General features: G+C 71.7%; 24 protein-coding genes, 1 tRNA gene and 1 pseudogene. 15 read left to right on the top strand and 11 right to left on the bottom strand.

The window, feature by feature from the left end:
• The first annotated feature begins 135 nt into the window (after positions 1–135).
• Positions 136–1347, top strand: coding sequence for a glycosyltransferase (locus tag CP978_RS18190; protein WP_052454170.1), 1212 nt, complete (start codon positions 136–138; stop codon positions 1345–1347).
• Positions 1344–2282: an NAD-dependent epimerase/dehydratase family protein gene (locus CP978_RS18185; RefSeq protein ID WP_043442304.1), complete on the top strand. Its 939-nt coding sequence runs from the start codon at positions 1344–1346 to the stop codon at positions 2280–2282. Before CP978_RS18190 ends, CP978_RS18185 begins: the two co-directional genes overlap by 4 nt.
• A 216-nt stretch (positions 2283–2498) precedes the next feature.
• Here CP978_RS18185 and CP978_RS18180 read toward each other — a convergent pair whose 3' ends face one another.
• Positions 2499–3779 (bottom strand): nucleotide sugar dehydrogenase, encoded by a 1281-nt coding sequence (locus CP978_RS18180; protein ID WP_052454169.1) that lies wholly within the window; start codon positions 3777–3779, stop codon positions 2499–2501.
• A gap of 260 nt (positions 3780–4039) precedes the next feature.
• Between CP978_RS18180 and CP978_RS18175 the strand changes: the two genes are divergently transcribed.
• The 3 genes from CP978_RS18175 to CP978_RS18165 all read left to right on the top strand — a co-directional run bounded on the left by CP978_RS18175 (position 4040) and on the right by CP978_RS18165 (position 7491).
• On the top strand, positions 4040–5110 hold the full coding sequence (locus tag CP978_RS18175) for an NAD-dependent epimerase/dehydratase family protein (protein ID WP_063839065.1): 1071 nt from the start codon (positions 4040–4042) through the stop codon (positions 5108–5110).
• A gap of 5 nt (positions 5111–5115) precedes the next feature.
• Positions 5116–6312: an MraY family glycosyltransferase gene (locus CP978_RS18170; RefSeq protein WP_158508337.1), complete on the top strand. Its 1197-nt coding sequence runs from the start codon at positions 5116–5118 to the stop codon at positions 6310–6312.
• 288 nt (positions 6313–6600) lie between these two features.
• The gene (locus CP978_RS18165; RefSeq protein ID WP_043442302.1) at positions 6601–7491 is read left to right on the top strand and encodes a Yip1 family protein; all 891 of its coding nucleotides are present in this window, start codon (positions 6601–6603) and stop codon (positions 7489–7491) included.
• Between the two features lie 133 nt (positions 7492–7624).
• On the opposite strand, the gene CP978_RS18160 is transcribed toward CP978_RS18165, so the two are convergent.
• The 4 genes from CP978_RS18160 to CP978_RS36100 all read right to left on the bottom strand — a co-directional run bounded on the left by CP978_RS18160 (position 7625) and on the right by CP978_RS36100 (position 9298).
• Positions 7625–7921 carry a hypothetical protein gene (locus tag CP978_RS18160; RefSeq protein WP_227745406.1) on the bottom strand — a complete coding sequence of 99 codons (297 nt, stop codon included), beginning with the start codon at positions 7919–7921 and terminating at the stop codon, positions 7625–7627.
• Positions 7922–8010: 89 nt separating this feature from the next.
• A complete protein-coding gene (locus CP978_RS18155) occupies positions 8011–8487 on the bottom strand; it encodes a phosphoribosyltransferase (RefSeq protein ID WP_052454581.1) in 477 nt (158 codons plus the stop codon).
• Between the two features lie 38 nt (positions 8488–8525).
• Positions 8526–9101, bottom strand: coding sequence for a dCTP deaminase (gene dcd, locus CP978_RS18150; protein WP_043442296.1), 576 nt, complete (start codon positions 9099–9101; stop codon positions 8526–8528).
• A 74-nt stretch (positions 9102–9175) separates the two neighbouring features.
• The gene (locus CP978_RS36100) at positions 9176–9298 is read right to left on the bottom strand and encodes a hypothetical protein (RefSeq protein ID WP_260421445.1); all 123 of its coding nucleotides are present in this window, start codon (positions 9296–9298) and stop codon (positions 9176–9178) included.
• Positions 9299–9605: 307 nt separating this feature from the next.
• Here CP978_RS36100 and CP978_RS18145 point away from each other — a divergent pair.
• Positions 9606–9679 (top strand) — tRNA-Gly (locus CP978_RS18145).
• Between the two features lie 132 nt (positions 9680–9811).
• Here the strand turns inward: CP978_RS18145 and CP978_RS18140 are convergent.
• Positions 9812–10150, bottom strand: coding sequence for an XRE family transcriptional regulator (locus CP978_RS18140; protein WP_019982248.1), 339 nt, complete (start codon positions 10148–10150; stop codon positions 9812–9814).
• The gene (locus CP978_RS36095) at positions 10147–10281 is read right to left on the bottom strand and encodes a hypothetical protein (protein ID WP_107070400.1); all 135 of its coding nucleotides are present in this window, start codon (positions 10279–10281) and stop codon (positions 10147–10149) included. The genes CP978_RS18140 and CP978_RS36095 overlap by 4 nt, the downstream gene beginning before the upstream one ends.
• 294 nt (positions 10282–10575) lie before the next feature.
• On the opposite strand from CP978_RS36095, the gene CP978_RS18125 reads away from it, so the two are divergent.
• Together CP978_RS18125 and CP978_RS18120 are read left to right on the top strand one after the other, a co-directional pair.
• Positions 10576–11139 carry a hypothetical protein gene (locus CP978_RS18125; protein ID WP_227745405.1) on the top strand — a complete coding sequence of 188 codons (564 nt, stop codon included), beginning with the start codon at positions 10576–10578 and terminating at the stop codon, positions 11137–11139.
• A gap of 228 nt (positions 11140–11367) precedes the next feature.
• Complete coding sequence (locus tag CP978_RS18120; RefSeq protein ID WP_043442287.1) at positions 11368–13524, top strand: protein kinase domain-containing protein; 2157 nt, start codon at positions 11368–11370, stop codon at positions 13522–13524.
• Positions 13525–13535: 11 nt separating this feature from the next.
• On the opposite strand, the gene CP978_RS18115 is transcribed toward CP978_RS18120, so the two are convergent.
• Positions 13536–13925, bottom strand: a complete 390-nt coding sequence (locus CP978_RS18115; RefSeq protein ID WP_144401462.1) for a hypothetical protein — start codon at positions 13923–13925, stop codon at positions 13536–13538.
• 391 nt (positions 13926–14316) lie between these two features.
• Here CP978_RS18115 and CP978_RS18110 point away from each other — a divergent pair, with 391 nt between their 5' ends.
• Positions 14317–15318, top strand: coding sequence for an NAD-dependent epimerase/dehydratase family protein (locus CP978_RS18110; protein ID WP_043442281.1), 1002 nt, complete (start codon positions 14317–14319; stop codon positions 15316–15318).
• Between the two features lie 149 nt (positions 15319–15467).
• Here CP978_RS18110 and CP978_RS18100 read toward each other — a convergent pair whose 3' ends face one another.
• Entirely contained in the window at positions 15468–16580 is a 1113-nt protein-coding gene (locus CP978_RS18100; RefSeq protein WP_043442279.1) for a sensor histidine kinase, read from the bottom strand.
• Positions 16581–16582: 2 nt separating this feature from the next.
• Positions 16583–17317 carry a response regulator transcription factor gene (locus CP978_RS18095; protein ID WP_052454167.1) on the bottom strand — a complete coding sequence of 245 codons (735 nt, stop codon included), beginning with the start codon at positions 17315–17317 and terminating at the stop codon, positions 16583–16585.
• A 124-nt stretch (positions 17318–17441) separates the two neighbouring features.
• On the opposite strand from CP978_RS18095, the gene CP978_RS18090 reads away from it, so the two are divergent.
• From CP978_RS18090 to CP978_RS18080, 3 genes and pseudogenes are all read left to right on the top strand, one after another.
• Positions 17442–18137 carry a glycosyltransferase family 2 protein gene (locus CP978_RS18090; RefSeq protein WP_043442278.1) on the top strand — a complete coding sequence of 232 codons (696 nt, stop codon included), beginning with the start codon at positions 17442–17444 and terminating at the stop codon, positions 18135–18137.
• Positions 18134–18739 (top strand): annotated as a pseudogene (locus CP978_RS18085) (TIGR04282 family arsenosugar biosynthesis glycosyltransferase); the annotation flags it as partial. The gene CP978_RS18090 and the pseudogene CP978_RS18085, both read left to right, overlap by 4 nt.
• Positions 18740–19248: 509 nt before the next feature.
• Positions 19249–20022 carry a class I SAM-dependent methyltransferase gene (locus tag CP978_RS18080; protein WP_043442275.1) on the top strand — a complete coding sequence of 258 codons (774 nt, stop codon included), beginning with the start codon at positions 19249–19251 and terminating at the stop codon, positions 20020–20022.
• A 334-nt stretch (positions 20023–20356) separates the two neighbouring features.
• Here CP978_RS18080 and CP978_RS18070 read toward each other — a convergent pair whose 3' ends face one another.
• Complete coding sequence (locus tag CP978_RS18070) at positions 20357–21592, bottom strand: molybdopterin-dependent oxidoreductase (protein WP_170307429.1); 1236 nt, start codon at positions 21590–21592, stop codon at positions 20357–20359.
• A 161-nt stretch (positions 21593–21753) separates the two neighbouring features.
• Here CP978_RS18070 and CP978_RS18065 point away from each other — a divergent pair, with 161 nt between their 5' ends.
• The 3 genes from CP978_RS18065 (at position 21754) to CP978_RS18055 (ending at position 24968) form a co-directional block, all read left to right on the top strand.
• Entirely contained in the window at positions 21754–23133 is a 1380-nt protein-coding gene (locus CP978_RS18065) for a hypothetical protein (protein WP_043448869.1), read from the top strand.
• A gap of 50 nt (positions 23134–23183) precedes the next feature.
• A complete protein-coding gene (locus CP978_RS18060) occupies positions 23184–24098 on the top strand; it encodes a GNAT family N-acetyltransferase (RefSeq protein ID WP_043442269.1) in 915 nt (304 codons plus the stop codon).
• 195 nt (positions 24099–24293) lie between these two features.
• The gene (locus CP978_RS18055) at positions 24294–24968 is read left to right on the top strand and encodes a DUF4232 domain-containing protein (RefSeq protein WP_043442265.1); all 675 of its coding nucleotides are present in this window, start codon (positions 24294–24296) and stop codon (positions 24966–24968) included.
• The last annotated feature ends 294 nt before the right edge of the window (positions 24969–25262 follow it).

Here is a 25262-nt window from a genome sequence, read left to right as displayed (position 1 = left end):
GCCGTAGGTGTACTGCTCCCCGCGGCGGGCGGCACGTCGCCGCCGCACCCCCCTGCCGCCGTGCCAGCATGACTGCCCGTCGTGATCATGTAACGGGGCCCGCCTCAGCGGTGACCAGGAACGCGGTGAGGCTGAATGACGGTTGCCCGGCGACGCACGACCGGCCTCGACGGCTCCCGGATCCGGGTGATGCGGGTCATCGCACGCATGAACGTGGGCGGCCCGGCCCTCCAGGTCTCGGCGCTGATGCGCGGCCTCGACGACGAGCTGTTCGACCACCGGCTCTACGCCGGTTCGGTGGGCCCCGACGAGGCCGACTACGTGGAGCAGCGGGCCCCGGACGTACTGGTCCGCCAGGTGCCCACCCTGGGACGGGCGGTGCGGCCCACCGACGATCTGCGCGCGCTGGCCGCGCTGACCGGCGCCATGCGCCGGTTCCGGCCCCATATCGTGCACACCCACACCGCCAAGGCGGGAACGCTGGGCCGTCTCGCGGCCGTGCTCGCCCGGGTGCCCGTCCGGGTGCACACCTTTCACGGGCACCTTCTGAAGGGCTACTTCTCCCCGGCGAAGACCCGGCTGGTGGTCCAGGCCGAGCGCCGCCTGGCGGCCGTCACCGACCGGCTGGTGGCCGTGGGGTGCGGGGTCCGCGACGATCTGCTGTCCGCCGGCATCGGCCTGCCCCGGCAGTACGCCGTGGTCCCGCCCGGCACCACCCCGGCCGTGCCGCCCGGGCGCTCGGAGGCCCGCAGACTCCTCGGCGTCCCCGGGGACGGCCCGGTCGTGGCCTATGTCGGCCGCGTGACCCGGATCAAACGGCCCGACCGGTTCCTGGCGGTGGCCCGGGAGGTGCGTCGCGCCGTGCCGGAGGCCCGGTTCCTGGTGTGCGGGGCCGGGGATCTGCACGGCGACCTGGAGCAGGCGGCCGATCTGCGTGACGCGCTGCATCTGCTGGGCTGGCGCGCCGATGTGGAGACCGTGTACGCCGCCGCGGATCTGGTGCTGCTCACCTCGGACAACGAGGGCATGCCGGTCAGCCTGATCGAAGCCGGCCTTGCGGGACTGCCCGCGGTGTCGACGCGGGTGGGCAGCGTGGCGGAGGTCGTCCAGGACGGGCGGACCGGTTTCCTGGCCCCGCCGGACACCCCCGAGCTGCTCACCCGCCACACCGTCGCGCTGCTGCGCGACGAGGCGCTCCGTCACCGGATGGGGCGGCAGGCCCGCGCCTGGACGACGGAGCGCTTCGGGGCCGAACGCCTGGTCCAGGACACCCATGACCTCTACGCCTCCCTCGCCGTCGCACACGGCTGGTGGCCGAGGGCCCTACCGAAAGGTGTGAACCGTTGAACGTCGTAGTGACAGGAGGTGCCGGGTTCATCGGAGCGAACCTGTGCCGCGAGCTGGTCTCGCGCCCCTCCGTCGGCCGGGTCGTCGCACTGGACGACCTGAGCACCGGCTCGGCCGCCCATCTCGCAGGCACCGGCGCGGAACTGGTCGAGGGCAGCATCCTCGACCGATCGCTGCTCGACGAGGTGCTGACCGGCGCCGACGCCGTGGTCCATCTGGCGGCGCGGCCGTCCGTACCGCGTTCCCTGGCGGATCCGTTCGCCAGCCACGAGGTCAACGCCACCGGCACCGTGTGTGTCCTGGAGGCGTGCCGCCGCAGACGGATCCCTGTGGTCGCCGCGTCCTCGTCCTCGGTGTACGGCTCGGTCGCCGAACTGCCCAAGCACGAGGGGCTGCCGACCCGGCCGCTCAGCCCCTACGCCGCCAGCAAGCTCGCCACCGAGGCCTACGCCCTGTCCTACGCGGCGGCCTTCGGGCTGCCGACCCTGGTCTTCCGCTTCTTCAACGTCTACGGGCCGCTGCAGTCCGCCGGGCACGCCTACGCCGCCGTCGTCCCGTCCTTCATCGACGCGGCGCTGCGCGGTGAACCGCTGACCGTCCACGGCGACGGCCACCAGACCCGCGACTTCACCTATGTCGGAACGGTCGCCCGGGTGCTCGCCGACGCCGTCCAGCGGAAGGTCACCTGCGACAGCCCGGTCAATCTGGCCTTCGGCACCCGGGTCAGCGTCCTGGAACTCGCCCATCACCTCGCCAAGGCCCTGGAGCTGGCGGTCGAGATCCGCCATGTGGAACCCCGCCGCGGCGATGTGCGCGACTCGCAGGCCGACGACGGGATCCTGCGGGGCCTGTTCACGGGGCTCACGGCGGTCCCGCTGGAACAGGGGCTGGCCGAGACGGTCCGCTGGTTCCACACCCTGCCGGAGTACGCCTGACCCCGGGCGCCCCGCGCCCCCGCGCCCCCGTCGTGATCGTCGCGGCGGGGGCTTTCCACGGCCTCCCGTACGCCCCCGCCGCCGCCCCCGCCATCGACGAAGCCCTGCCCGTGCCGGGGACACGGGCAGGGCCTCGCCTCACAGGGATGAGGAACCCACCGGGCCGGGCGCCACGTCGGCGGTGCCGCCGTCGCGCCCGGCCCGGACAGGACCCCGTCAGAGGATCTCGACGCGCTCCCCCCGGCACCGATTGCGGGTGTCGAGCACATAGGCGCCGGCGTCCTCGATCAGCGCATAGTCGAAGGCGTCGTGGTCGGTCGCCACGACGATCACATCGGCCGCCCGCACCTCCGCCTCGGTGAGTTCCACCCGGGTGATGTCCGGGGGAACGAGATACGCGTCGGTGTGCGGCTCCACCACGGTCAGCCGGGCGCCCAGCGAGAGCAGTGAGCGCGCCAGGACGAGGGCCGGCGACTCACGGATGTCGCCGGTGTTCTTCTTGTAGGCCAGCCCGAGTTGCAGCACCCGGGAGCCCTTGACCGATTTGCCGCGTTCGTTCAGCCCTCGGGTGACCCGCTGGACGACATGGGCGGGCATATGGTCGTTGATCTCGTTGGCCAGGCCGATGAACCGGAGGTCCTGTCTGAGCAACCGTTTCACCTGCCAGGACAGATAGGAGGGGTCGACCGGCAGACAGTGCCCGCCCACACCGGGACCGGGCCGGAACGGCATGAAACCGAACGGCTTGGTGCCGGCCGCGTCGATGGCCTCCCAGATGTCGGCGCCCAACTGCCGCGAGACCATGGCCATCTCGTTGACCATCGCGATGTTGACATGCCGGTAGGTGTTCTCCAGGAGCTTGGTCAGCTCGGCGGTCCGGCACGAACTCACCGGCACCGTGCGCTCCACGATGTCGCCGTAGAAGCCCTCGACGCTGCGCAGCGACGCGGGGTCGATCCCGGAGATCACCTTGGGCGTGTTCTCCAGATGCCACTCGGGGTTCCCGGGGTCGATGCGCTCCGGGCTGTAACCGAGGTGGAAGTCCTCGCCCGCCTTCAGCCCGCTGCCCGCCTCCAGCAGCGGACGCAGCAGGGTCTCGGTGGTCCCGGGGTAGGTGGTGGACTCCAGGACCACGGTGGCACCGGGCGTGAGGTGCGGGGCGACGCTCCGGCCGGCGCACTCCACGAAACTCAGGTCCGGAACGCCCTCCCGCAGGGGCGTCGGCACGGTGATGACACAGACGTCGAAGCCCTCGATCCGGTCGTAGTCCGTGGTGGCGTGGAAGCGGCCGCTGTCCACGGCGGCCATCAGGCGGGTGTCGTCCACGCCTTCGATGTAGGAGTCACAAGCGCCCAGGCGTTTCACCCGCAGTTCGTCCGTGTCGACACCGACGACGAGGTAGCCCGCCTCGACCGCCCGCACGGCCAGCGGAAGCCCTACATATCCCAGACCGACGACAATCAGCTTACGCCTGTCCGCTTCGCTTTTCTGACCCACCCTCACCACTCCCTTATTGTGGGAAATCGGCATGCGCCGCCCCCCATTGACGCATGCGGGGCAGTCGCGTTCGGAACATGTGGGTTGTGTCCGACCGGCATCACTCTGATTCCGTAACCAGTGGACGCGCCGAACGGTCCATCGTGATCTGACGAGGTTTCAATTTCCGGTATTCATCGCATAGGTGAACGTTGGCTCGGCAATGCGATCGAGCTCTGCGGAACCGAGATCCCACCACCTGAACCGGAGTGAAGCCGCACATGGATCGTAGTTCGAAGTACCTGGTCACCGGCGGAGCCGGCTTCATCGGCTCCCATCTCGTGGACGCATTGCTCGCCGGGGGACACAGCGTGGTGGTCCTCGACGACCTCACCACCGGACGACAGGACAACCTCGCGTCGGCACAGACGGATCCGCGTTTTCGTTTCCAGCACGGCTCGGTCCTGGATGCACCGCTCGTCGACGAACTGGTAGGGGAATGCGATAGCGTCATCCATCTGGCTGCCGCCGTAGGGGTCAAGCTCATCGTCGAGCAGCCATTGAAGTCGTTCATCACGAACACAAAAGGCACCGAAAACGTCATCGAGTACGCGCAGCGACACGACCGCCGGATTCTTGTCGCCAGTACTTCGGAAATCTACGGAAAGAATTCATCCGGTCCGCTCAGCGAGACCTCCGACCGTGTCCTGGGAAGCCCGTCCGTGGCGCGCTGGTCGTACAGCACGGCCAAGGCGGTGGACGAGATCATGGCCTGCCTCTACCACCGGGAGCGGGGCCTGCGGTCGACCGTCGTCCGGTTCTTCAACACCGTGGGCCCCCGCCAGAGCCCGGCGTACGGCATGGTCATCCCGCGTTTCGCCCGGCAGGCGGTCCGGGGTGAACCCCTGACGATCCATGCGGAGGGCCGCCAGCGGCGCTGCTTCCTGCATGTCGCCGACGCCGTGGCTGCGCTGCTGCTCCTGCTGGAGCGCCCGGAGGCCGAGGGGGAGACCTTCAACATCGGTGCCGACGACGAGATCAGCGTCCGTGAGCTCGCCGACCGGATCATCACCCGGGCCGGAAGCGTCTCCCCCGTGCAGCACCTGTCGTACGCCGAGGCCTACGGGCCGGGCTTCGAGGACATGGAGCGGCGGGTCCCCGACACCGCGAAACTCCGTGCGCTCACGGGCTGGCAGCCCCGGCACACCCTCGACGACATCATCGCGGACGCGCTCGCCGACGCCCGCAGCGAATGGCACGAGGCGCTGCCGGCGGGCGTGCCGAGCACCCCGGAGCAGCGTCTCCCCGCGCCCTGCGGGACCGCCGCCGAGACCGCCCTGGCGGGACGGTGACCGGCGTGGGCGCGGCGGTCGCCACGGCCGCCGCGGGCGTCACCGCCCTGCTGCTGGCCCTGGTGCTGACGGAACCGCTGAGACGCCTCGCCCTGCGCCGCGGGATCACCGACCGGCCCAGCGCCCGCAAGGCGCACACCCGCCCGACGCCCTATCTCGGCGGTGTCGCCGTCGCGCTGGCCACCCTCACCGCGGGCACCCTCACCGCGCTCGCCGGGGGTGTCCTCGACCCGGTCCTCGGGGTGCTGCTCGGGGGCGCGGCGCTCATGTGCACCGTCGGCCTCGTCGACGATCTGCGCCCGCTCAGCGCGGGGCTCCGGCTGTGCATCGAGACACCGGCGGCCGCGCTGGTGGTCCTGGTCGGAGGCCATCCGGACATCTTCGGCGGCGCGATCGACGCGGTGCTCGCCGTCGTATGGATCGTCTTCGTGACCAACGCGTTCAATCTGCTGGACAACATGGACGGCGCGGCGTCCTCGCTGTGCGTCGTGATCGCGGTGTTCGCCTGTGTGACCGCCCCGGCCGGCGGACGGGGCGGCCTGGGACCGGTGATGGCGGCCCTCGCGGGAGCCTGTGTCGGTTTCCTCTTCCACAACCGGCATCCGGCGCGGATCTTCCTCGGCGACGCCGGCTCCCTCTTCCTCGGCTTCACCCTGGCCTCCTCGATGATGGTGCTCCACGACGACGTCGGCGGCCTCGCCGGGCCCGCCAGCCTGGTGCTCGCCACCCTGGTCCCGACCCTGGACACCACCCTGGTGATGCTGTCCCGCTACCGGGAGTCGAGGCCCCTGATGCAGGGCGGCACGGACCACATCGCCCACCGGTTGCGGCGGCTCGGCCTGTCGGTCCGCCAGGTCGTGCGCAGCCTCAGCGTGTTCACCGTCGCCTGCTGTCTGTCGGCCGTGCTGGTGACCTACGGCCTGCTCGCTCCCGGTGTCGCACTCGTCGCCGCCTGCGTGGTGGGGGCCGGCACGGTACTGCTGCTCCTCGAGATCCCCTCCTCCCCCGTCACCGCCGCCGCGGGTGCCGCGGCGCCCGGGAGGATGGCTGCGGCCGACATCGCCCGCAGCGCCCTTCCGCTGCGGCCCACCGGAGGGCGCCGCGGCAGATCGCTCCGGCCCATGGCGATGCCGCATTCCCGGGCGGGCCGCAAGGCCGGCCCGCTGTCCCCGACCGCGGGTACCCCGGCCGCACCGCAGTAGGACCGCCCGTGGCCCGGCCCTCCGTCGACCGGTCGAAGGTCCCGCGCACCGCGCGGGACCGCACCGGGCCCCGTGCCCGCTCCCCGCTCCCCGATCCCCCTCTCCTCCTGACGTCCCCCGAGGTCCCCGGGTCCCCCGGGCCCCCAAGGTTCCCTCGGCATCCCTCCCGAACGACCCCGACACATCCCCGCGTTACTCCCCCTAGGGGATGTCACAGCTCGGCAGCAAAGCCGGGGCGGTCCGCCCGAGCCCGCCCCTCACCGACCGGGACCAGGTACGTTCGAGGGCGTGGCTGGATTCAGGATCGGACGCGGTCGTGACAACCGCGCCCCGCAAGCGCGACCGCAGCACTCCCCGTACGGACAGCAGGCGCCCCAGGGCCCGGCGTACGGCTACCCCTCCGCGCCGCCGCAGCAGCAGTACGGCGGCGCGGCGCCCTACGGCGGCCGGCCGCAATGGCAGGCGCCGCAGGGCCAGGGAGAGCCGGAGTACTTCGACGACGGCCCGGGACGGCCCGGGACGGCGGATCCGTACGCGGCGGACCACCCGGGCCAGACCCAGGCGTTCTCCATCGGGGAGGACCCCTACAACGCGGGCGGGACCTACCGCGCCGGCCAGGCCCCGGCACCGCCGATAGGCCCGCCCCTGCACTGGAACGACCTGCTGCGGGGAATCGTGCTGTCCCCCCACCAGACCTTCCTCAGGATGCGCGACTACACGATGTGGGCCCCGGCCCTGATCGTGACCTTCCTGTACGGCCTGCTCGCGGTCTTCGGCTTCGACGGCGCACGCCAGGACGCGATCAACGCCACCTTGTCGAACGCCATCCCGATCGTCCTGATCACGGCCGTGGCCATGGTGATCAGCACCTTCGTCCTGGGCGTGGTCACGCACACCCTGGCCCGTCAGCTGGGCGGAGACGGCGCCTGGCAGCCCACGGTCGGCCTCTCCATGCTGATCATGTCCATCACGGACGCACCGCGCCTGGTGGTGGCGATGTTCTTCGGCGGCGACGCCTCCTTCGTCCAGCTCCTGGGCTGGGCGACCTGGGTGGCCGCAGGCGCGCTGCTGACCCTGATGGTGTCCAAGTCCCACGACCTGCCGTGGCCCCGTGCGCTGGGCGCCTCGGCGATCCAGCTGATCGCGATCCTGTCGATCATCAAACTGGGCACGTTCTGAGCGCTCCCCCGGCACTCCACGCACACGTAGTAGCTGAGCACGCGGGACCCGCCACGTCCCGCGTGCCGCCCCAGGGCCCCCGGCGGCACGTCCGCGGGGGCCTTTCCCGTGCCCGTACCGCCGTCCCCCGTGCTCACGCGGTACGGCCGGGGCGCCGCGCCGTCATCTGCACGGCCGCTCCGAGGACCCACACCGCAAGGCCCGCGACCGCCAGGACCGTCCGGGAGGACAGGGCGTCGTCGAAGGGGCCGAGGAAGACGAAGACGGACATGCCGACGGCGCTCACCAGCGCGCCGTAACCCCACAGCCGCGGCCGCCGGACCTTGCGCCGCTCCCACCGCGGCACCCAGCCCGTCACGACGCTCACGATCCCCACCGCGATCACTGTTGCTATGACCATCGCGGCCGCCCCCACCAGAACCCCGTACACGCCGGTCATCGTCACACACGCCGCCGCGGCACACCAGGGCCGCTCCGGTCCGGTGGACACCCTTCCGACGGACCTGCTCGGGATACGGGTCAGAGCGCCTCGCGCGACGGAGAGACGGGCTCCCCGCCCCTCCGCACCGGGGGCAGCACGCTCCACGGGAAGTTGATCCACTTATCCGTGCGCTTCCACACGTACTCGCACTTCACGAGGGAGTGCGGCTTCTCGTAGATCACGGCGGAGCGGACCTCGGCCACGGCTTCCAGACAGAAGTCGTGCACCAGCTTGAGCGTCCTGCCGGTGTCCGCCACGTCGTCGGCGATCAGCACCTTCTTGTCGGTGAAGTCGATCACATTGGGCACCGGGGCGAGCATGACCGGCATGTCGAGGGTGGTGCCGACGCCCGTGTAGAACTCGACGTTGACCAGGTGGATGTTCTTGCAGTCCAGGGCGTATGCGAGCCCACCGGCCACAAAGACTCCGCCGCGCGCGATGCTGAGCACGACATCGGGCTGGTAGCCGTCGTCGGCGATGGTCTGGGCGAGCTCGCGGACGGCGTGCCCGAACATCTCGTAGGTCAGGTTCTCCCTGGTGTCACTCACCCCGCTCACACCTGGGTCCGGTGGAAGTTGACGAAGGAGCGGGAGGCGGTGGGACCGCGCTGGCCCTGATAGCGCGAGCCGTAGCGCTCACTGCCGTACGGGAACTCGGACGGCGAGGTCAGCCGGAACAAGCACAGCTGCCCGATCTTCATCCCCGGCCAGAGCTTGATCGGAAGGGTGGCGAGATTCGACAGCTCGAGCGTCACATGCCCCGAGAAGCCGGGGTCGATGAACCCGGCGGTGGAGTGGGTGACGAGCCCGAGACGCCCCAGGGAACTCTTGCCCTCCAGCCTCGAGGCGAGATCGTCGGGCAGGGTGATGACCTCGTACGTCGAGGCCAGCACGAACTCCCCGGGATGCAGGATGAACGGCTCGTCCCCCTCGGGCTCGACGAGCCGCGTGAGGTCGACCTGCTCCACGGAGGGGTCGATGTGCGGGTACTTGTGGTTCTCGAACACCCGGAAGTAGCGGTCGAGCCGCACATCGATGCTCGAGGGCTGCACCATGGTCGGATCGAACGGGTCGATCACGACCCGGCCCTTGTCGATCTCGGTCCGGATGTCCTTGTCTGAGAGAAGCACATCCCGAGAATACGCAAGGCGCGCGGAGCGCCCACAATCGCGGCCACTCCGCGCGCCCTTCTACCGCTGGACCGCTACTGCTTCTCCATGGCCACCGGCACCGCACTGCGCAGCCGGGCGCAGCGCGGACACCGGACGAGCCGGCCAGGGCCGAGCCGCTCGGCCTGCTGCATCGGGAACGAAGCGGTGCTGAACACGTGCCCCTCGGCACAACGGACGACGGTGCGCTCCATCAAGTCCTCTGAGTCCCTTCCCCAAGAGCCTTCGTCTCACTGGCGTGTCGGACGACGAAAGCCACATTACGGGATCAAAGGGAAGGCCCTCCAGGCGGCACTCCGACCACCCCGGTCCCCTCTAGGGCACCCCCACCGTACGCCCCAACTCCGCCCCGCCGCAGCCGCATCGCCCCCTCCGAACGATCGCGGACCCCAGGGCTTCAGCGCCTGAGGTCCGAGATGAGGTACAGTGAGCGAGCATTCCGACACCGGGCGAACGGTGTCTTACGCGGGTGTAGTTTAATGGTAGAACATCAGCTTCCCAAGCTGAGAGCGCGAGTTCGATTCTCGTCACCCGCTCCATGATCGAGGCCCAGGTCAGCGACCTGGGCCTTGTTCGTTGCCGAGGGCTTTCCATACTCGCCCGGATGCTTCCACGGCTTCTGGAGCCCACCGAAGGGCCGTCCGTGCCGGGCGGCAGGAGCGGCAGTCGGCTCAGGCCACGGTGTACTCCGCGTCTCCGAAGTCCGCGACTACACGCAGTCGGCCACCCAGCGCTTCCACATAGGCTCGGAGTGTCGCGACTTCGGCCCGGTCCAGCTCGCCGTGCTCGATCGCGGAGACGCGAGGTGCCGAGACCCCCATGGATGCGGCGACCTGGCGCTGGGTCAGCGCCTGTTCACGTCGGACCTCTGCAAGCTTGTGAGCGCGCACCTCCGCGGTCAACCGGTCCATGGCAGCCTGCTTCTCCTGAGCCGAACGCACCGGCAGCCCAGCGGCCTCGCGCCGCTCGCGCGCCCTGCGCTTGGTCTCCTCCCAGCCGACGGTGCTCATTCGTACTCCCTGGTCTCAAGATCGGTCACATGCGCCCGGTAGCGCTCCTCGGCGATCGGGATGTTGGCGTCGTACCAACGCTGCCAGTTTCCGGCCTTGTCGCCTGCCACCAGCAGCACTGCCCGGCGCACCCGTGACTGGAGACCTCGTCTCGACCTGCCCGGCCCCGGTTCGGCGTAGGTCTCGAAGTGCTGGCGGAGCTTCCGATGAGTCGGTGACCGGGGCGGCCGTGGCCATGGGCCCGGACGGCTTCACCGGCATCGGCGGGGCGTACGGCCGGAAGGGATCGAGGGCCGGTATGTCGGGAGCAAGGTGAGCCGTCGCGCGACAGATGGCCGCAGCGTCGACGAAGGTGCTCGGCCGGTTGCCTCGGATCGCTTCGGCTGGATTGCGCTGAATGCAACCGCGTGGACGATCATCAGGTCGTGAACACGGACGACTGGACGGTACTCGCGGATTCGGAGCGGGCTCAGTGGGGCTACGCCCCTCGCCAGGCCATCGGGCCGCTGAGCTTCGGAACGGAACGCGGCGACGCCGTCGCCGCCATGGCGGAGCACGGCTTCGTCCCCGAACTGCACGACATGGGGGACTGGCACTCGACGAGCCGATCGCAATGGCGCGTCGAGTTCCGCAAGCGCGGACCGCACCGGAGCCGGCCGGCGGTGAAGTGCTACTTCGTCGAGGGTGTCGGCCTGACGTGCGTGCTCGTCGACGGGCTGCTCGGGCCGCAGGTCACCCATGAGGGGATCCGTCTGATCGGCCGCGTGCCGTCGGAGGTCTCCCAAGAGATGGAGGCGTACGCCACCGCACACGACACGGGGATCACGTTCAGCCCTGGAGGAAACATGGTCGTCGTCGGCTTCGAGATCGAACTGGGCGCGCAGCGCGCCGGCGATGCCGTCATGACCTGGGCCTTGTTCTTCGACACGAGGGACATCGCGGGCAGTTCGTGGGACATCGCCCCTGCGGAGGTCTGGCGTCACCGGTAGGGCGCAAGGTCACGCTCAGGGGAGCCACGAGATCACTGCTAGTTGGTGCCGGGGGGGGGTCGGAGCGAGCGTGGCGGCCTTGTCGTGGCGGCGGAGGCGCTCTGCTCGGTGGCCCGGAGGCCGGTGAGAGCGAGGGCGGCGGCAACGACGGCCGGGCTCCGTCTCCGGGAAAGCAGGACCTACGCTGATCCCCGTGAGGCAGGCAGGCTTGGGGAAGGGTGAGCGGCGATGACGCCCCTGAACACCGGGGACCCGGAGTCCATCGGCGGGTACACCCTTCTCGGCCGGCTCGGGGCGGGCGGCATGGGGGTCGTCTATCTGGGGGTCTCCGCCTCGGGACGGCAGGTCGCGGTCAAGCTCGTGCGCGGGCCGTATGCCCAGGAGGAGGAGTTCCGGACGCGCTTCCGGCAGGAGATCGCGGCGGCGCGCAGGGTGAGCGGTGCCTTCACCGCGCCTGTCGTGGACGCCGACCCGGACGCCGACCGGCCCTGGATGGCGACGCTCTATGTGCCGGGGCTCAACCTCGCCGAAGTCGTGGAGAAGAACGGCCCGTTGAGCCGACGGGAACTGCGCGCGCTGGGGCTGGGGCTCACGGAGGCGCTGCGCGACATCCACCGGGTGGGCCTGGTGCACCGGGACCTCAAACCGGGCAACGTCCTGATGACCGAGGACGGGCCACGCGTCATCGACTTCGGCATATCGCGCGCTTCCGACAGCCAGAACCTCACCACGACCGGGCGGATGATCGGCACTCCGCCCTTCATGTCGCCGGAACAACTGGCCTCTCCCCGAGACGTCACCCCGGCCTCGGACGTGTTCTCGCTGGGGTCGCTGCTGGTGTTCGCGGCCGTCGGCAACGGACCGTTCGACGCCGACAGCCCGTACATCACCGGCTATCAGGTGGTGCATGGGACCCCGGACCTCGACGGGGTGCCCGAGGCGCTCCTGGGCATCGTCGAGCGCTGCCTGGACAAGGACCCGGCCGCACGGCCGGAACTGACGGACCTCCACCGCATGCTCCAGGCGCTGCCGGAGTCCGATGCCGTCGGGTCCTCTGAGACCGGACCGTCCGCGCAGCCCCGGCGCCGCCCTGCTGCTCCGAGCTCGACCACCACCGCCGCGGGTGCCCCTGCCGACGCAGACACCGGTGCCGTCACCGGCACCGGCAAGCGCCGACGTGCGCGGATGCTGCTCACCGGCCTGGGCGCGACGCTGGCCGTCGCCGGGCTGTGTATCGGGGCGGGGGTCTACATGTCCGGCTCGGACACCACCGCCTCCGACGCCACCGCCCGTGCCGCGTCCCTGCCCGACGGCTGGCGGCCGTGGCGGACGAAGCTGCGGTACGACGTGAAGGGTGTCCCTCTCGACTACAGCAGCCCCGGATGCGTGGCGGAGGGAAGCGCACTGTTCTGTGGCGGCAGGGGATTCACGACCGCCAAGGTCGACGCGGCCTCCGGTCGCATCCTGTGGCGGACCGGGACCCGCCCTCAGGGGGCGCAGCCGATCGGCGTTCGCGACGGGCTGGTCTATGTGTACGAGGAACCGGATGACAACACCAGGCGGGTGGTGGCCCTTGACGCCGGTACCGGGCACCGGCGGTGGCAACGTGACATCAATCGGGCCGAGAAGGCGGTCCTGTACGACGGCGGGCTGCTGACCCTGTCTCCCGACTCCTCGTGGTTCGTGGCCTACGGACCGTCCGGCAAGGAACTGTGGCGGGCGCCCTCGCTGGACGAATACTGCACTCCCACGGCGCTGGGAGGCGTCCCCTACGCCCTGTGCTCGGAGGGCACCGAGCCCGGCCAGGCACCGGTCGACCTGATGAAGCTCGAACCCGGCAGCGTGGCCGAGACCGCCACACTGCCCAAGAAGGCGGAAGCGCTCGGCGCCGTCGGCGGGGAGCCGCTGTTCCTCGCCCCGCAGACCGCGAAGGAGGTGTACGAAGCCGGGTACGAGCGGCCGTACAACGCACTGCTGCGGGTGGCCCCGGACACCGGGCGGATCAGACGGATACCGCTGGCACGTCCACTGACCGGCGCGGCCACCCTGGTGGACGGCGTCGTCTACTTCGTCCGGTCCGACGGGTCGGTCACCGCGGTGTCGGCGGACAGCGGCACACAGCTCTGGCAGAAGGTGACGGACGTGGAGAGTCTGTCCGCGCCCGCGGTGGCGGCGACGTACAAGCGGGTCTATTTCTCCAACCGCTTCGGCCGTCTGCTGGCTCTGGACAGCCGCACCGGAGCGGAGATCTGGCGCACCTCCGCACTGGACGACCCCGGCGACAAGGCGCAGGACTACCCGCCGCGCGTGCTGCTCGTCAAGGACGCGATCGTGGCGACAGCCGGCGACACGGCCTTCTCCCGAAGCCCGGACGGACCCGCCTGACGGCCGCTCCATCAGGACCTGGACTCCATATAGGTCGCGAACGCACGGTCGGGCAGCAGGAGGGCGAGTCGGTCCTGCGTCGCGCGGGACAGAGCGGCGAACGCGCATCCGACCGACAGGAGACCCATGACGGGGCCAAGACCGGCCATCAGGGCCACATCGATGCCGCTTTCTCTCTGGTATCCGCCGATCAGCACCGTCCTGACCTGTGTATGCGCCCCAGCCCGGCCATCGGGCCACTCCACCTGCGCCTCCCGGTCGACGAGGCTCCCGTCGTGAGGGACGAACACGCCCGAACACCACGTGCTCTCGCCTCCTTTGCCGTTGCCCTCCAGATGGCACTCATCGGCGGTGAAGGCTCCCGGCGTCCCGGCCAGTCCGGCGGCGGATGCACCCACCACGCCGCACATCACCGTGACGCCGAGGAAGAACGCCGCAGCGCAGCACCACAGGAAACGTCGAACGGGTCCAGACGGACGCCCGCGCGCAGCCGCTCTCCGGAGAGCCCGCCGTCGCGCAACACCGCTGTCCACGGCGGCTCGCTCGATATGGACGGGCAAGCGGTATCCGTCGCCGCCACGAACCGCCGCCCTGCGCCGCCGCGCATCCCGTGCCCGTACCGCCTTGCTTCTCGACCTCGCCACGTCTCCCCCACCCGCCACCCGTGGTTCCCCCTGGTCTCGCCCCATGCTCGCATCCGTCACACAGGGCGCACCCGGGTGTGCCTTACGGAGTGATGACGTGCGGGTGCGGACCCGTGGTGCGGTGGTGGGGCGGGCCTAGCGTGGGCGTATGCGTGTACTGGTCACCGGCGGTGCCGGGTTCATCGGGGGTCATGTCGTCGATGCGTTGCGGGAGCGCGGGCATGAGGCGGTGGTGTTCGATGTGCGGGTGGATCCCGGCGCCGATGTGCGGGATGCGGGGGCCGTGGGACGTGCCCTGGCCGGGGTGGACGCCGTGTGTCACCAGGCCGCGATGGTGGGGCTCGGCAACGGGGTCGCCGACGCGGCGGAGTATGTCTCGCGCAACGACCTGGGCACCGCCGTGCTGCTCGCCGCGATGGCGGAGGCCGGTGTCGGGCGCCTGGTGCTGGCCGGGTCGATGGTGGTCTACGGGGAGGGGCGGTACGAGTGCCCGCGGCACGGGGTCGTACGGCCCGGGCCGCGTGCGGTCCCCGATCTCGACGCGGGACGGTTCGAGCCCGTCTGCCCGGAGTGCGGGGACGACCTCTCGCCCGGCCTGGTGGGCGAGGACGCCCCGGCCGATCCCCGGAACGTGTACGCGGCGACCAAGCTCGCCCAGGAGCATCTGGCCGCCGCCTGGGCCCGCTGCACCGGCGGGTCGGCGGTGTCGCTGCGCTACCACAATGTGTACGGGCCCGGGATGCCACGCGACACCCCGTACGCCGGTGTCGCCTCCTTCTTCCGCTCGGCCCTCGCCCGGGGCGAGGCACCGCGGGTGTTCGAGGACGGGCGGCAGCTGAGGGACTTCGTGCACGTCCGGGACGTGGCGGCGGCCAATGCGGTGGCGCTGGAGGCGGAGGCCGCCCGGGGCGCGCTCACGGCGTACAACACCGGGAGCGGTGAACCGCACACCGTCGGCGCGATGGCCCGGGCGCTGGCCGCCGCGTACGGCGGGCCCGAGCCGGTCGTCACCGGTGAGTACCGGCTCGGGGACGTACGGCACATCACCGCGGACTCGGCGCGGCTGCGGGCCGGGCTGGGCTGGCGGCCGGAGGTCGGTTTCGAGGAGGGCATGGCGGAGTTCGCGCGGGCCGGGATGCGGGGGGCTTAGAGGTCGCGCGGATAGGTGGGGTGCGTGCAGCTGCAAGGCGGAGGATTGAGGCATGGCGGAGCCATGGTGATTGACTACAACGCCGCAGATGTGCGTGCCCGGCCCCGCGACGCCGCCCCATCTATCCGCGCGATCTCTTAGGGGCGCGGTCAGGAGGCGGCGGTGGGCAGCACCACCTCGAAGCGGCAACCGCCGGGAATGTTGCGCACCGTGGCCCGGCCCTGGTGGGCCTCCACGATCCCCCGGACGATGGTGAGGCCGAGGCCCGCGCCGGCCGGGGGCGTCCGGGCGTGTGTGCCGCGCCAGCCGGTGTCGAAGACGCGCGGCAGGTCCTCCTCGGGGATGCCGCCGCAGCCGTCCGTCACCGACAGCACCACACCCTCGGGGGAACGCTCCGCGGCGACCGCGACCGTGCCGTCGGCCGGCGTCCGACGGATCGCGTTGACCAGCAGATTGCCCAGCACCCGGCTCATCTCCTTGCCGTCCACCTCCACCGGTACCGGCTCGATGCGGTCGCCCACCAGCCGCACCCCGTGCTCCCGGGCGAGCGGGTCGGCTCCCGCCAGCGCGTCACCGACCAGGTCGTACAGGGAGATCCGGGTGGGTGCCAGGGGCAGGGTGCCGGCGTGGATGCGGGAGAGCTGGAAGAGGTCACCGACCATGTCGTTGAGGCGTTCCACCTCGGTGCGCATCTGCCGCAGATAGCGGTCGGGGTCGGCGGCGACGCCGTCCTCCAGCGCCTCCGACATGGCGCGCAGTCCGGCCAGCGGGGTGCGCAGATCGTGCGAGATCCAGGCGACGAGTTCACGGCGGGAGGTCTCCAACGCCCGTTCCCGTTCCCGGGATTCGGCGAGTCTGGCGCTGGTGGCCACCAGTTCGCGGCTCAGTTCGTCCAGTTCGGCGGTGGTCGGGCCGCGGGGCGCCGCGAAGTCACCGCCGTCGCCGAAGGAGCGTGCGGCCACGGCGAGTTCGCGGCTCCGGGCGACCACCCAGCGGCCCAGCAGCAGCGCGGTGGCCAGGGAGACGACGGCCGCCATGGCGACGACGGTGGTGACGACGGTCAGGTCGTGCGGCGACAGGAACATCGCCCGGGCGACGGCGAGGGTGCCCGCGAGCATCGCGACCACCCCGACCGCCGCCACCACGGTGAGCGAGGCGGTCAGCGAGCGGCGCCGGATCAGGCGCAGTGCGCCCGCACCGGCCAGGCCCGTGGCGGCGGCACCGGCGAAGGCGTACAGGGCGATGAGAAGGGTGTCGCGCATGGTCAGTCCTGGTCGTCGGTGGGGCCGAAGCGGTAGCCCACGCCCCATACGGTCTGGATCAGGCGCGGCCGGGCCGGGTCGTCCTCCACCTTGCCGCGCAGCCGGCGGACATGGACCGTGACGGTCGACAGGTCGCCGAAGTCCCAGCCCCACACCTCGCGCATCAGGTCCTCCCGTCCATAGGCCCGCCCCGGGTGGCGCAGGAAGAAGGAGAGCAGGTCGAACTCCCGGAGGGTGAGGGCGAGTTCGGTGCCGTTCTTGGTGGCCCGGCGGGCCGCCGGGTCGACGGTCAGACCGGCCGCCCCCAGTCGGTGTCCCGTGGCGGCGGGCCCGCTGCGGCGCAGCACCGACTCCACCCTCAACACCAGCTCGCGAGGGCTGAAGGGCTTGGTGACATAGTCGTCGGCGCCGACCTCCAGGCCCAGGATGCGGTCGTCCTCGTCGCCGCGGGCGGTGAGCATGATGACCGGCACCGGGCCGTGGGCCCGCAGGCGCCGGCACACCTCCAGGCCGTCCATGCCGGGCAGCATCAGATCGAGCACGACCAGGTCCGGCCGGTGCGCGCCGGCCCGGGCGAGGGCCGTCGGGCCGTCGTCGGCGCGATCGACGAGGTAACCGGCGCGGTCCAGATACCCGGCGACGACCTCGGCGACGGTCGGATCGTCGTCGACGACCAGGATTCGGGGGGACCTGTCGGCGGTCGGCGCCCCCGGGCGTTCGTACGGCTCCTGCAGCATGCCTCCAGCCTGGCACCGCGCCGTCGCGGGGGCGCATCCGGACGCCGCCCCGGCCCCGGACGTCCGCGTTTCGTAAGGAGCGGGCGTCCGGTATGCCCCGATTCGCATTCGTAGGGTGAGACCCGTGACGAGGACTCCTTCGGACGTCGACGTGGTGCTGCCCTGCCTGAACGAGGCCGAGGCCCTTCCCTGGGTGCTCGAACGGATCCCGCCGGGCTGGCGCGCGCTCGTCGTCGACAACGGTTCCACCGACGGCTCGGCGGAGGTAGCCCGCGCGTGCGGCGCGACCGTCGTGCATGAGCCGCGCCGGGGTTTCGGCGCGGCCTGCCACGCCGGGCTGACCGCCGCCACCGCCGAGGTGGTGTGCTTCTGCGACTGCGACGCCTCCCTCGACCCGTCGCTCCTGGTCCCCTTCGTCCGTGAGGTCCGGGACGGCGAGGCCGACCTGGTGCTCGGCCGACGGCGTCCGCGGGGCCGGGGCGCGTGGCCCGCACATGCCCGCGCCGGCAATCTGGCGCTCGCGCGGCTGCTGCGGCGCCGCACCGGGCTGCGCCTGCACGATCTCGGTCCGTTGCGCGCCGCCCGCCGCGAGCAGTTGCTGGCGCTGGGCCTCACCGACCGGCGCAGCGGCTATCCGCTCCAGATGGTCGTGCGCGCGGCCGACGCCGGCTGGCGGATCGCCGAGCACGATGTGCCGTATCTGCCGCGCACCGGGGCCTCGAAGGTGACGGGCACCTGGCGCGGCACCTGGCAGGCGGTACGGGACATGAGCCGGGTGTTGGGCGAACCCCCCGCGCACGGAGGAGGAACCGTCCGTTGATCACGCTTCTCGTCATCGCCAAGGAGCCGCGGCCGGGCCGGGTCAAGACCCGCCTCACCCCGCCGTTCACGCCGGGTCAGGCGGCTCGGCTGGCGGAGGCGGCCCTCGCGGACACCCTGCACACCGTGGCGGCCACGCCCGCCTCCCGGCGGGTCCTCGTCCTCGACGGCGCCCCCGGCCCCTGGCTGCCGCCCGGCTTCGACGTCGTACCGCAGTGTGCGGGCGGTCTCGACGAGCGGCTGGCGGACGCCTTCGCGCGCTGCGCCGGCCCGGCCCTGCTCATCGGCATGGACACCCCGCAGGTGACGCCGGAACTGCTCACCGTGGACTTCACCGACTGCGACGCCCACTTCGGCCCGGCCGAGGACGGCGGCTTCTGGGCGCTCGGCCTGGCGCACCCCGATCCCGGCCTGCTGCGGGGCGTGCCCATGTCGACCTCGGAGACGGGAGCGGTCCTGCGGGACCGGCTGCTCGCCGCCGGTCTGAGGGTGCGTGAGCTGCCGCCGTTGCGTGACATCGACACCGCCGCCGACGCCCACGCCGTCGCCGCCCTGTCCCCGCACGGCCGCTTCGCGGCACGGCTGGCGCAGTGCATGGGGGTCGCGGGGCCGGATGCGCGGCCCGTCGCGGAAGCCGACTCGGCGCTGGCCACGGAGGTCGGCTCAACACCCGCCGCGGCTACCTCGCTGCCACTCACGGAGGTCCGTTCAACACCCGCCCCGCAGGCCACCTCGCTGCCACTCACGGAGGCGGGCTCGGCGCCGGCCGCGGAGACCACCTCGGTACCAGCCACGGAGACGGGCTCAACACCCGCCACGGAGACCACCTCGCTGCCACTCACGGGGGTCCGCTCAACACCCGCCACGGAGACCACCTCGCCGCCACTCACGGAGGTCCGCTCAGCACCCGCCCCGGACGCCACCTCGGTACCAGCCACGGACACCGGCTCAACACCCGCCACGGAGACCACCTCGCCGCCCATCACCGAGGCGGGCTCGGCGTCGGCCGCACAACCGGGATCCGGGCCGGACGTCCCGCCCGCCGGCCGACCGGGCTCCCCACCGGATCGCCGGCCCCTCGCGGAGCCGACCCCGGCCCAGGCCGGACGCCGATGAGCGCCCCCACGCCGATGAGCACCCCGCCCTCCGCCGCCCTCGCCTGGGCGGACGCCGATCCGTACGCCGCCGCCCTGCGGGCCGGCCGGGGCCCGCTGTTCCTGCGCCGCGACGACGGCTGGCTGCTGCCGCTGGAGGTGGAACGCTGGTGCGCCCGGGCCGACGCGGTCGACCGGGAGGTACTGGACCGCTGCGAGGGGACCGTGCTGGACGTGGGGTGCGGGCCCGGCCGGCTGGTGGCGGAACTCGCCGCCCGGGGCCGGGCCGTCCTCGGTGTCGACGTCAGCGAAGCCGCGGTGGACCACACCGTGCGGCTCGGGGGTCCGGCGCTGCGGCGTTCGGTCTTCGAGCCGCTGCCCGGCGAGGGGCGCTGGGACACCGTCCTGCTCATGGACGGCAACGTCGGCATCGGCGGTGACCCACGTGCGCTCCTCGACCGGGTGGCCGGACTGCTGCACCCCGGTGGCCTGTTGATCGCCGAGACCGCCCCGATGGACGTCGACGAGCGCGCCCGGGTGCAGGTCGTCGGCCTCACCGACGCCGCCGGCACCGACGCCCTCTTCCCCTGGGCGCGGCTCGGCACCCGGGCGCTGCTCCGGCACGCACGGGGCTGGGAGCGGGCCGGTCAGTGGACGGCCGGTGGACGGTGCTTCGCCGCCCTGCGCAGCCGCAGCACCAGCAGCAGCGCCGAGCCGCCGAAGAGGACGGCGGTGATCAGCAGCCAGCGGGTGAGGAACACATCCGCAGGCAGCCCGGTGGCAAGCCGGTAGCGCCGCTCCGTCAAGCCGCTGATCAGCGGGAACCACAGGAGAAGGAGCAGCAGGGAGAGGGCCGCCGGTATGCGCGCGTACGGCGCCCACTCCCGGCGCCGGACCGCGCCGAGCCCTCGTACGACCGCCCGGTCCGCGATCGCGTACAGGGGCAGCAGCACGAGGTCGTGCAGCAGTGCGGCCCCCACGAACCACAGCGCCACGCCCGACCAGTCGTCCGCGAGCAGCCGCACCCCCGCATAGGCGGCGAGCGCGAACGAGCAGACGAGCAGCAGGAGTTGCAGGGGGCCGCCGCCGAGCGGAATACGGGGAAGCGCGGTAAGCCGGGTAAGCATCACAGGTCTCCGAACGTCATCCGGGCCACCCACTTGGTGTTGAGCACACCGGGCGCGGCGGGCACGATGATCCGCGCCGGGTGGCCGTGGTCGGGGGACAGTTCCTCGCCGTTGACGTACAGGGCGAGCAGGGAACGCGGGTCGGCCACCTGGTTGGCGCGCAGGGCGGCCTTACGGAAGGCACCGCTCCGCTGGAGGGACTCGACGAACAGGTCCGGCGGGTCGTCGTACCCGACGAGCGCCGCGAGGTCGCGCAGCCGCACCCCGCGCCACCACTGGTCCGACGTCGACCAGCCCTCCACGCAGGCTATGGGCAGTGCCGCACTGTGCAGGGGGAGCCGGAGCAGCTCCTCCCGGCGGAGGCGGACGGTGCCCGTGCGTCCCGTGACGACGAGCCGCCAGGCGTCCTCGGCCGTCTCCGCCGCGTCGATCCCGGCGTAGGCGGCGGTCTTGTTGATCTGGAAGCCGTTCGGGCCGGTGCCGGGGTCGCCGCCGCCGTGCGGTGCGAGCAGGGCGGCGCGTCGCAGCGGACCGTCGAAGCTCCGTCCCACCGTGGTGGCGAACAGCAGCAGCGAGCCGCCCCCGACGAACCACAGGGCACCCCTGCGGGAGACGGTCGGCTCGGCGGGGCGCGGGGACACCAGGTCGTTGCCCTCCTCCCGCAAATGCCGCAGATTGCGCAGCGCCATGGGCGTCTTCAGCAGGGCATGGGCGACGAACGCGGCGAAGAACACCCACGCCCCGTAGAAGTGCAGCCGGTAGAAGGAGCCGGGGAAGACATAGTCGAGCTGGACGTTGAGCACGCCCGTCACAAACTCGAACAGGGCGCCGCCCACCAGGAGCAGCAGCGATATCCGCTCCAGGGCGTGGGTGAGCGAGCGGGCCGGCGGCAGCGCGAACAGCCTCGGCACCACGGACCACAGCTTGGCGAGCAGAACGGGGATCAGGGTGACGCCGAGGGTGACATGGACGCCCTGGTCGAGCCGGTACAGCCAGTGCGGGTTCGTCGGCCAGGGGAAGAGGTAGAAGCCGAGGATCCCCTTGTCCGGCGTCTTGTCGTTCACCGGCGAGAGACCGGGGTTGTAGGCGGCGTACGAGAGCAGGCCCGTCACGAACAGCACGGTGATGCCGACGAGCAGGACGAGGCCCAGCACCGAGGTGAACCAGGGGCCGCGCAGGGGGCTGCGCCAGAAACCGGGCGAGGAGGGAAGCCGTGGGGCGTCGGGGTCGCGCATGTCCCGACGGTAGGCCGGAAGCACCCCGCGAAAGGCCGCGCAACCCATGACGAAATGCTGACGTCGCGGCCGGACGGCGGTCCGTGGCGGGCCGTGCGGCCTAGCGTTCCGGTGTGATCCGTACCCTGCCCTCCACCGAGCCCGGCACCGCACGCTCCGGCATGCCCCGTGGCCGTCGCCTTGACCTGTACGCAGCCGGGGCCGCCGTGCTGCTCGTGACGACGGCCGTGCTGGTCGGCCGCCACATCCAGGGGACCAGCCGGACCCTGTTCGTCAACTGGCCCCCGCTGATGGCGTCCTGGGAGCCCCACCTCGGCCCCGGCACCCCGATGGCCGTCCTGGTGGCGATCGCCACCGTGGCGTACGGCCCCGGTCTCGCGGCCCGTCTCCCCTGGCGGGCCCTGGTTCCCCTGACGTGGGGCACGGCCATGGCGTGGATCTACTCCCTCGCCCTGATCGACGGCTGGCACCGGGGCATCGCCGTCCGGCTCACCACCCGCCAGGAGTACCTCCAGGTCATCGACCGCTTCCAGGACATCCCGGCGGCGCTGCGGGGCTTCACCGGGCACATCCTGCTCGGCTCGCCCGGCCACTGGCCCGCTCATGTCGCCGGCCACCCGCCCGCCGCCCCGCTCACCTTCGTGCTGCTCGACCGGGTCGGGCTGGGGGGCGGGGGCTGGGCCGGGGTGTGGTGCGTCACCGTCGGGGCTACGGCCTGCGCGGCCGTGCTGATCACGGTCCGCGCCCTGGCCGACGAGGACCTTGCGCGGCGGACGGCGCCCTTCCTCGTGCTGGCCCCGGCCGCCGTGTGGATGGGCACCTCGGCCGACGCGTACTTCGCGGCGGTGGCCGCGTGGGCGGTGGCGCTGCTCGCGCTGGCGGTCACCGGACGGTCGCTGTGGTGGGCGGGGGCGTCCGGGCTGCTGTTCGGTCTGACCTGCTATCTGTCGTACGGTCTCACGCTCGTCGCGCTGATCGCGGCGGCGGTACTGGTACTCGGCCGGCACGGGGTGCGGGGACGCCCCGCCCTGCTGGTGCCCCTGCTCGCCGGGCTGGCGGTGGTCCCGACGGCGTTCACGCTCGCCGGGTTCAACTGGTGGGAGGCGTACCAGCTGTTGGTCACGCGCTACTACCAGGGCGCGGGCGGCGTCCGCCCCTACGGCTACTGGGTGTGGGCCAACCTCGCCTGCACGGTGCTCATCACGGGCCTGGCCACGGCGGCGGGCCTGCGGAGGACCGGCGCGGTGCTCGTCCGGCGCCGCGGCGACGCGCCCGCCCGGACGGCCGAGACCCGCCTCGCGCTGCTGGTCTCCGCCGCCCTCCTCGCCCTGCTGGTCGCCGACCTGTCCGGCATGAGCAAGGCGGAGACGGAACGCATCTGGCTGCCCTTCGCGCTGTGGCTGCTCCCGGCGTGCGCCTTCCTCACCCGCCCCCAGGCCCCCGGCTCCGCTCGAGCGGGAGAGACCCCGGTCCGCGCCTGGCTCACCGCCCAGGCGCTGCTCCCCCTGCTCCTCAACCATCTGCTGCTCACCGGCTGGTGACCGCCGAAAATTGCCCACCCAGGTCATGACAACCCGCCTAGGGTGATCGGATGACGGAATTCAGCATCCTCGGTGACACCACGGAATGGCGGAAGGACGTCGAGCAGCGGCTGCGCGCCCGCTACACCGCGGCCGGACTCGGCGCCGCCGCGGCGGAACGCAAGGTCGAGAGCGCCCACTCCGGCATCGGCGACTGGACCGTCGCCGAGATCATGGACGCCGGGACCCTGGTCGGACACGTCGCCGTGGTCGTGGCCGACGACAACGGCACGCTCGCGGGCCGTATCGGCGACCTCCGTGTGGACGCGCTCCACGCCGGCCGGGGGCACGAGGGGGCTGCCCGGGACTGGGCCGAGAGATGGTGCGCGGAGCGCGGTGCAGCCCGGCTGAACGTACTTCTCACCGAGCCCGCGGGTGAGTTGTTCGACGGTTACAGCGCCCGGGGCCAGCTCAGGATGCGGCACGTCGGTTCCCCGCCGGAACCGGTCGGCGGCGTCACCGCACGGCCGATGACACAGGCCGAATATCCCGAGTGGCTCACCGCCCAGAAGGCCGCCTACACCGGCGACATCGTCCGGGCGGGAGCGCTGAGCCCCGAGGAGGCCGTACTCAAGTCCGACCGTGACTTCGCGAAGCTGATCCCGGAGGGCCTGGCGACACCCGACAACACGTTCCTGGTCCTTGAAACGGAGGGCGAGCGGATCGGCACCGGCTGGTTGAAGCACGGCCACCTCCCGGGGGTCACCTACGGCTACTCGCTGTACATCCAGGAGCAGCACCGCGGCAAAGGGTACGGGCGGGCCGCGATGGCGGCCGGCGAACAGGCGACTCTCGCCGCCGGCGACTCGGCGCTGATGTTCACCGTGTGGGGCGGCAACGAGGTGGCCATGAACCTCTACACGAACACCGGTTACCACGTCGTGGAGGAGCACCGCTCCCTCGCCCTCCCGCGCGCCACAACCTGACAGCGGTGTGCGGCCGGGGTCGCCAGGTCGGCTCGCGGCCCTCGATCCCGTGATCATGTCACTGGTCCGTGACAGCGTTGTCCTGGAACGAAGGCACCCGTATCCATGGGGCTCAGGGCCCCCTCATAGTGGTTGAGCAAGCAACGGGAGGCCGCACCGATACGGCCTCAACAACGCCTCACCCAGGGGGATTTCATGTCCGGCAACCGTCGCAAGGCCTTCCTCGTCTCCGCTGCGATCGTGGGCGGCGCCCTGCTGATGACCGCGTGCGACGGCACGGACGCGGCCACGGACACCGGCGCCGCGCAGAGTTCCAACTCCACCGCCCCGTCCAACTCCGCCGCCCCGTCCGGCTCGTCGGCCGCGGGCAGCGGCCAGGGCAACGCCAAGGGCTCCGACGCGAAGGACGAGGGAACCGAGGACTCGGCCGGTTCCGGCGCCGACACCGGCAACGGCAAGCGGGAGCAGGTCGAACAGAGCTGCGGCGCCAACGACATCTCGTGGAGCACCAAGTCCGAGACCCAGGCGGGCGGATACATCCTGATCTCCGCGAAGGCGAAGCCGGGCATCACCTGCTACCTGCCCGCCGCACTGCCGATCGTGGCGTTCGGATCCGACGGCACCGAGGCGGGCCCCGCGGAGCAGGCCGTCGGCGAGCAGATCAAGCTGAGCGGGAGCACCACGGCCTACGCGGGGGTGCAGACGAAGACCACCAAGGAGAACGGCGGCAAGGAACTGGACTTCATCATCGTCGCCGTCAATAACGACGACAGCGACCCGGTCTCCCTGCCGGTCGGCACCATCACCGTCGACAAGCCGATCGTCACCAACTGGCACACCGCCCCGGCCGACGCCGTTCCCTTCAGCTGAGCGGACCCGCCACTCGCGATCGCACCACAAGCGCGTTCTCGTCACGCGCTCCACGATGAAACCCCTGGTCGTCGACCAGGGGTTCGCTGGTTTTCCGGATCGTTCGGAGCCGGGCGGCGGCGCACGCCGCTGCGGCGGCCTGGCCGAGCCCCTGCGATTGAAACGTTCAATCCGGTCCGCACCCCGGCCGCCCGTCGAAAAGAGCCGCACGCACACTGATTGACCTTCACCTCGCCCGCCCTTACGTTACCCACACTCATCGATATTGAATCGATTCATTCAAATCTCCGGGTG

The organism is Streptomyces nodosus (genome assembly GCF_008704995.1).
In the GTDB taxonomy this organism is placed as follows: Bacteria; Actinomycetota; Actinomycetes; order Streptomycetales; family Streptomycetaceae; genus Streptomyces; species Streptomyces nodosus.
The sequence above is the reverse complement of the archived record's forward strand: the minus strand, read 5'-3'. Positions and strand labels throughout refer to the sequence as shown.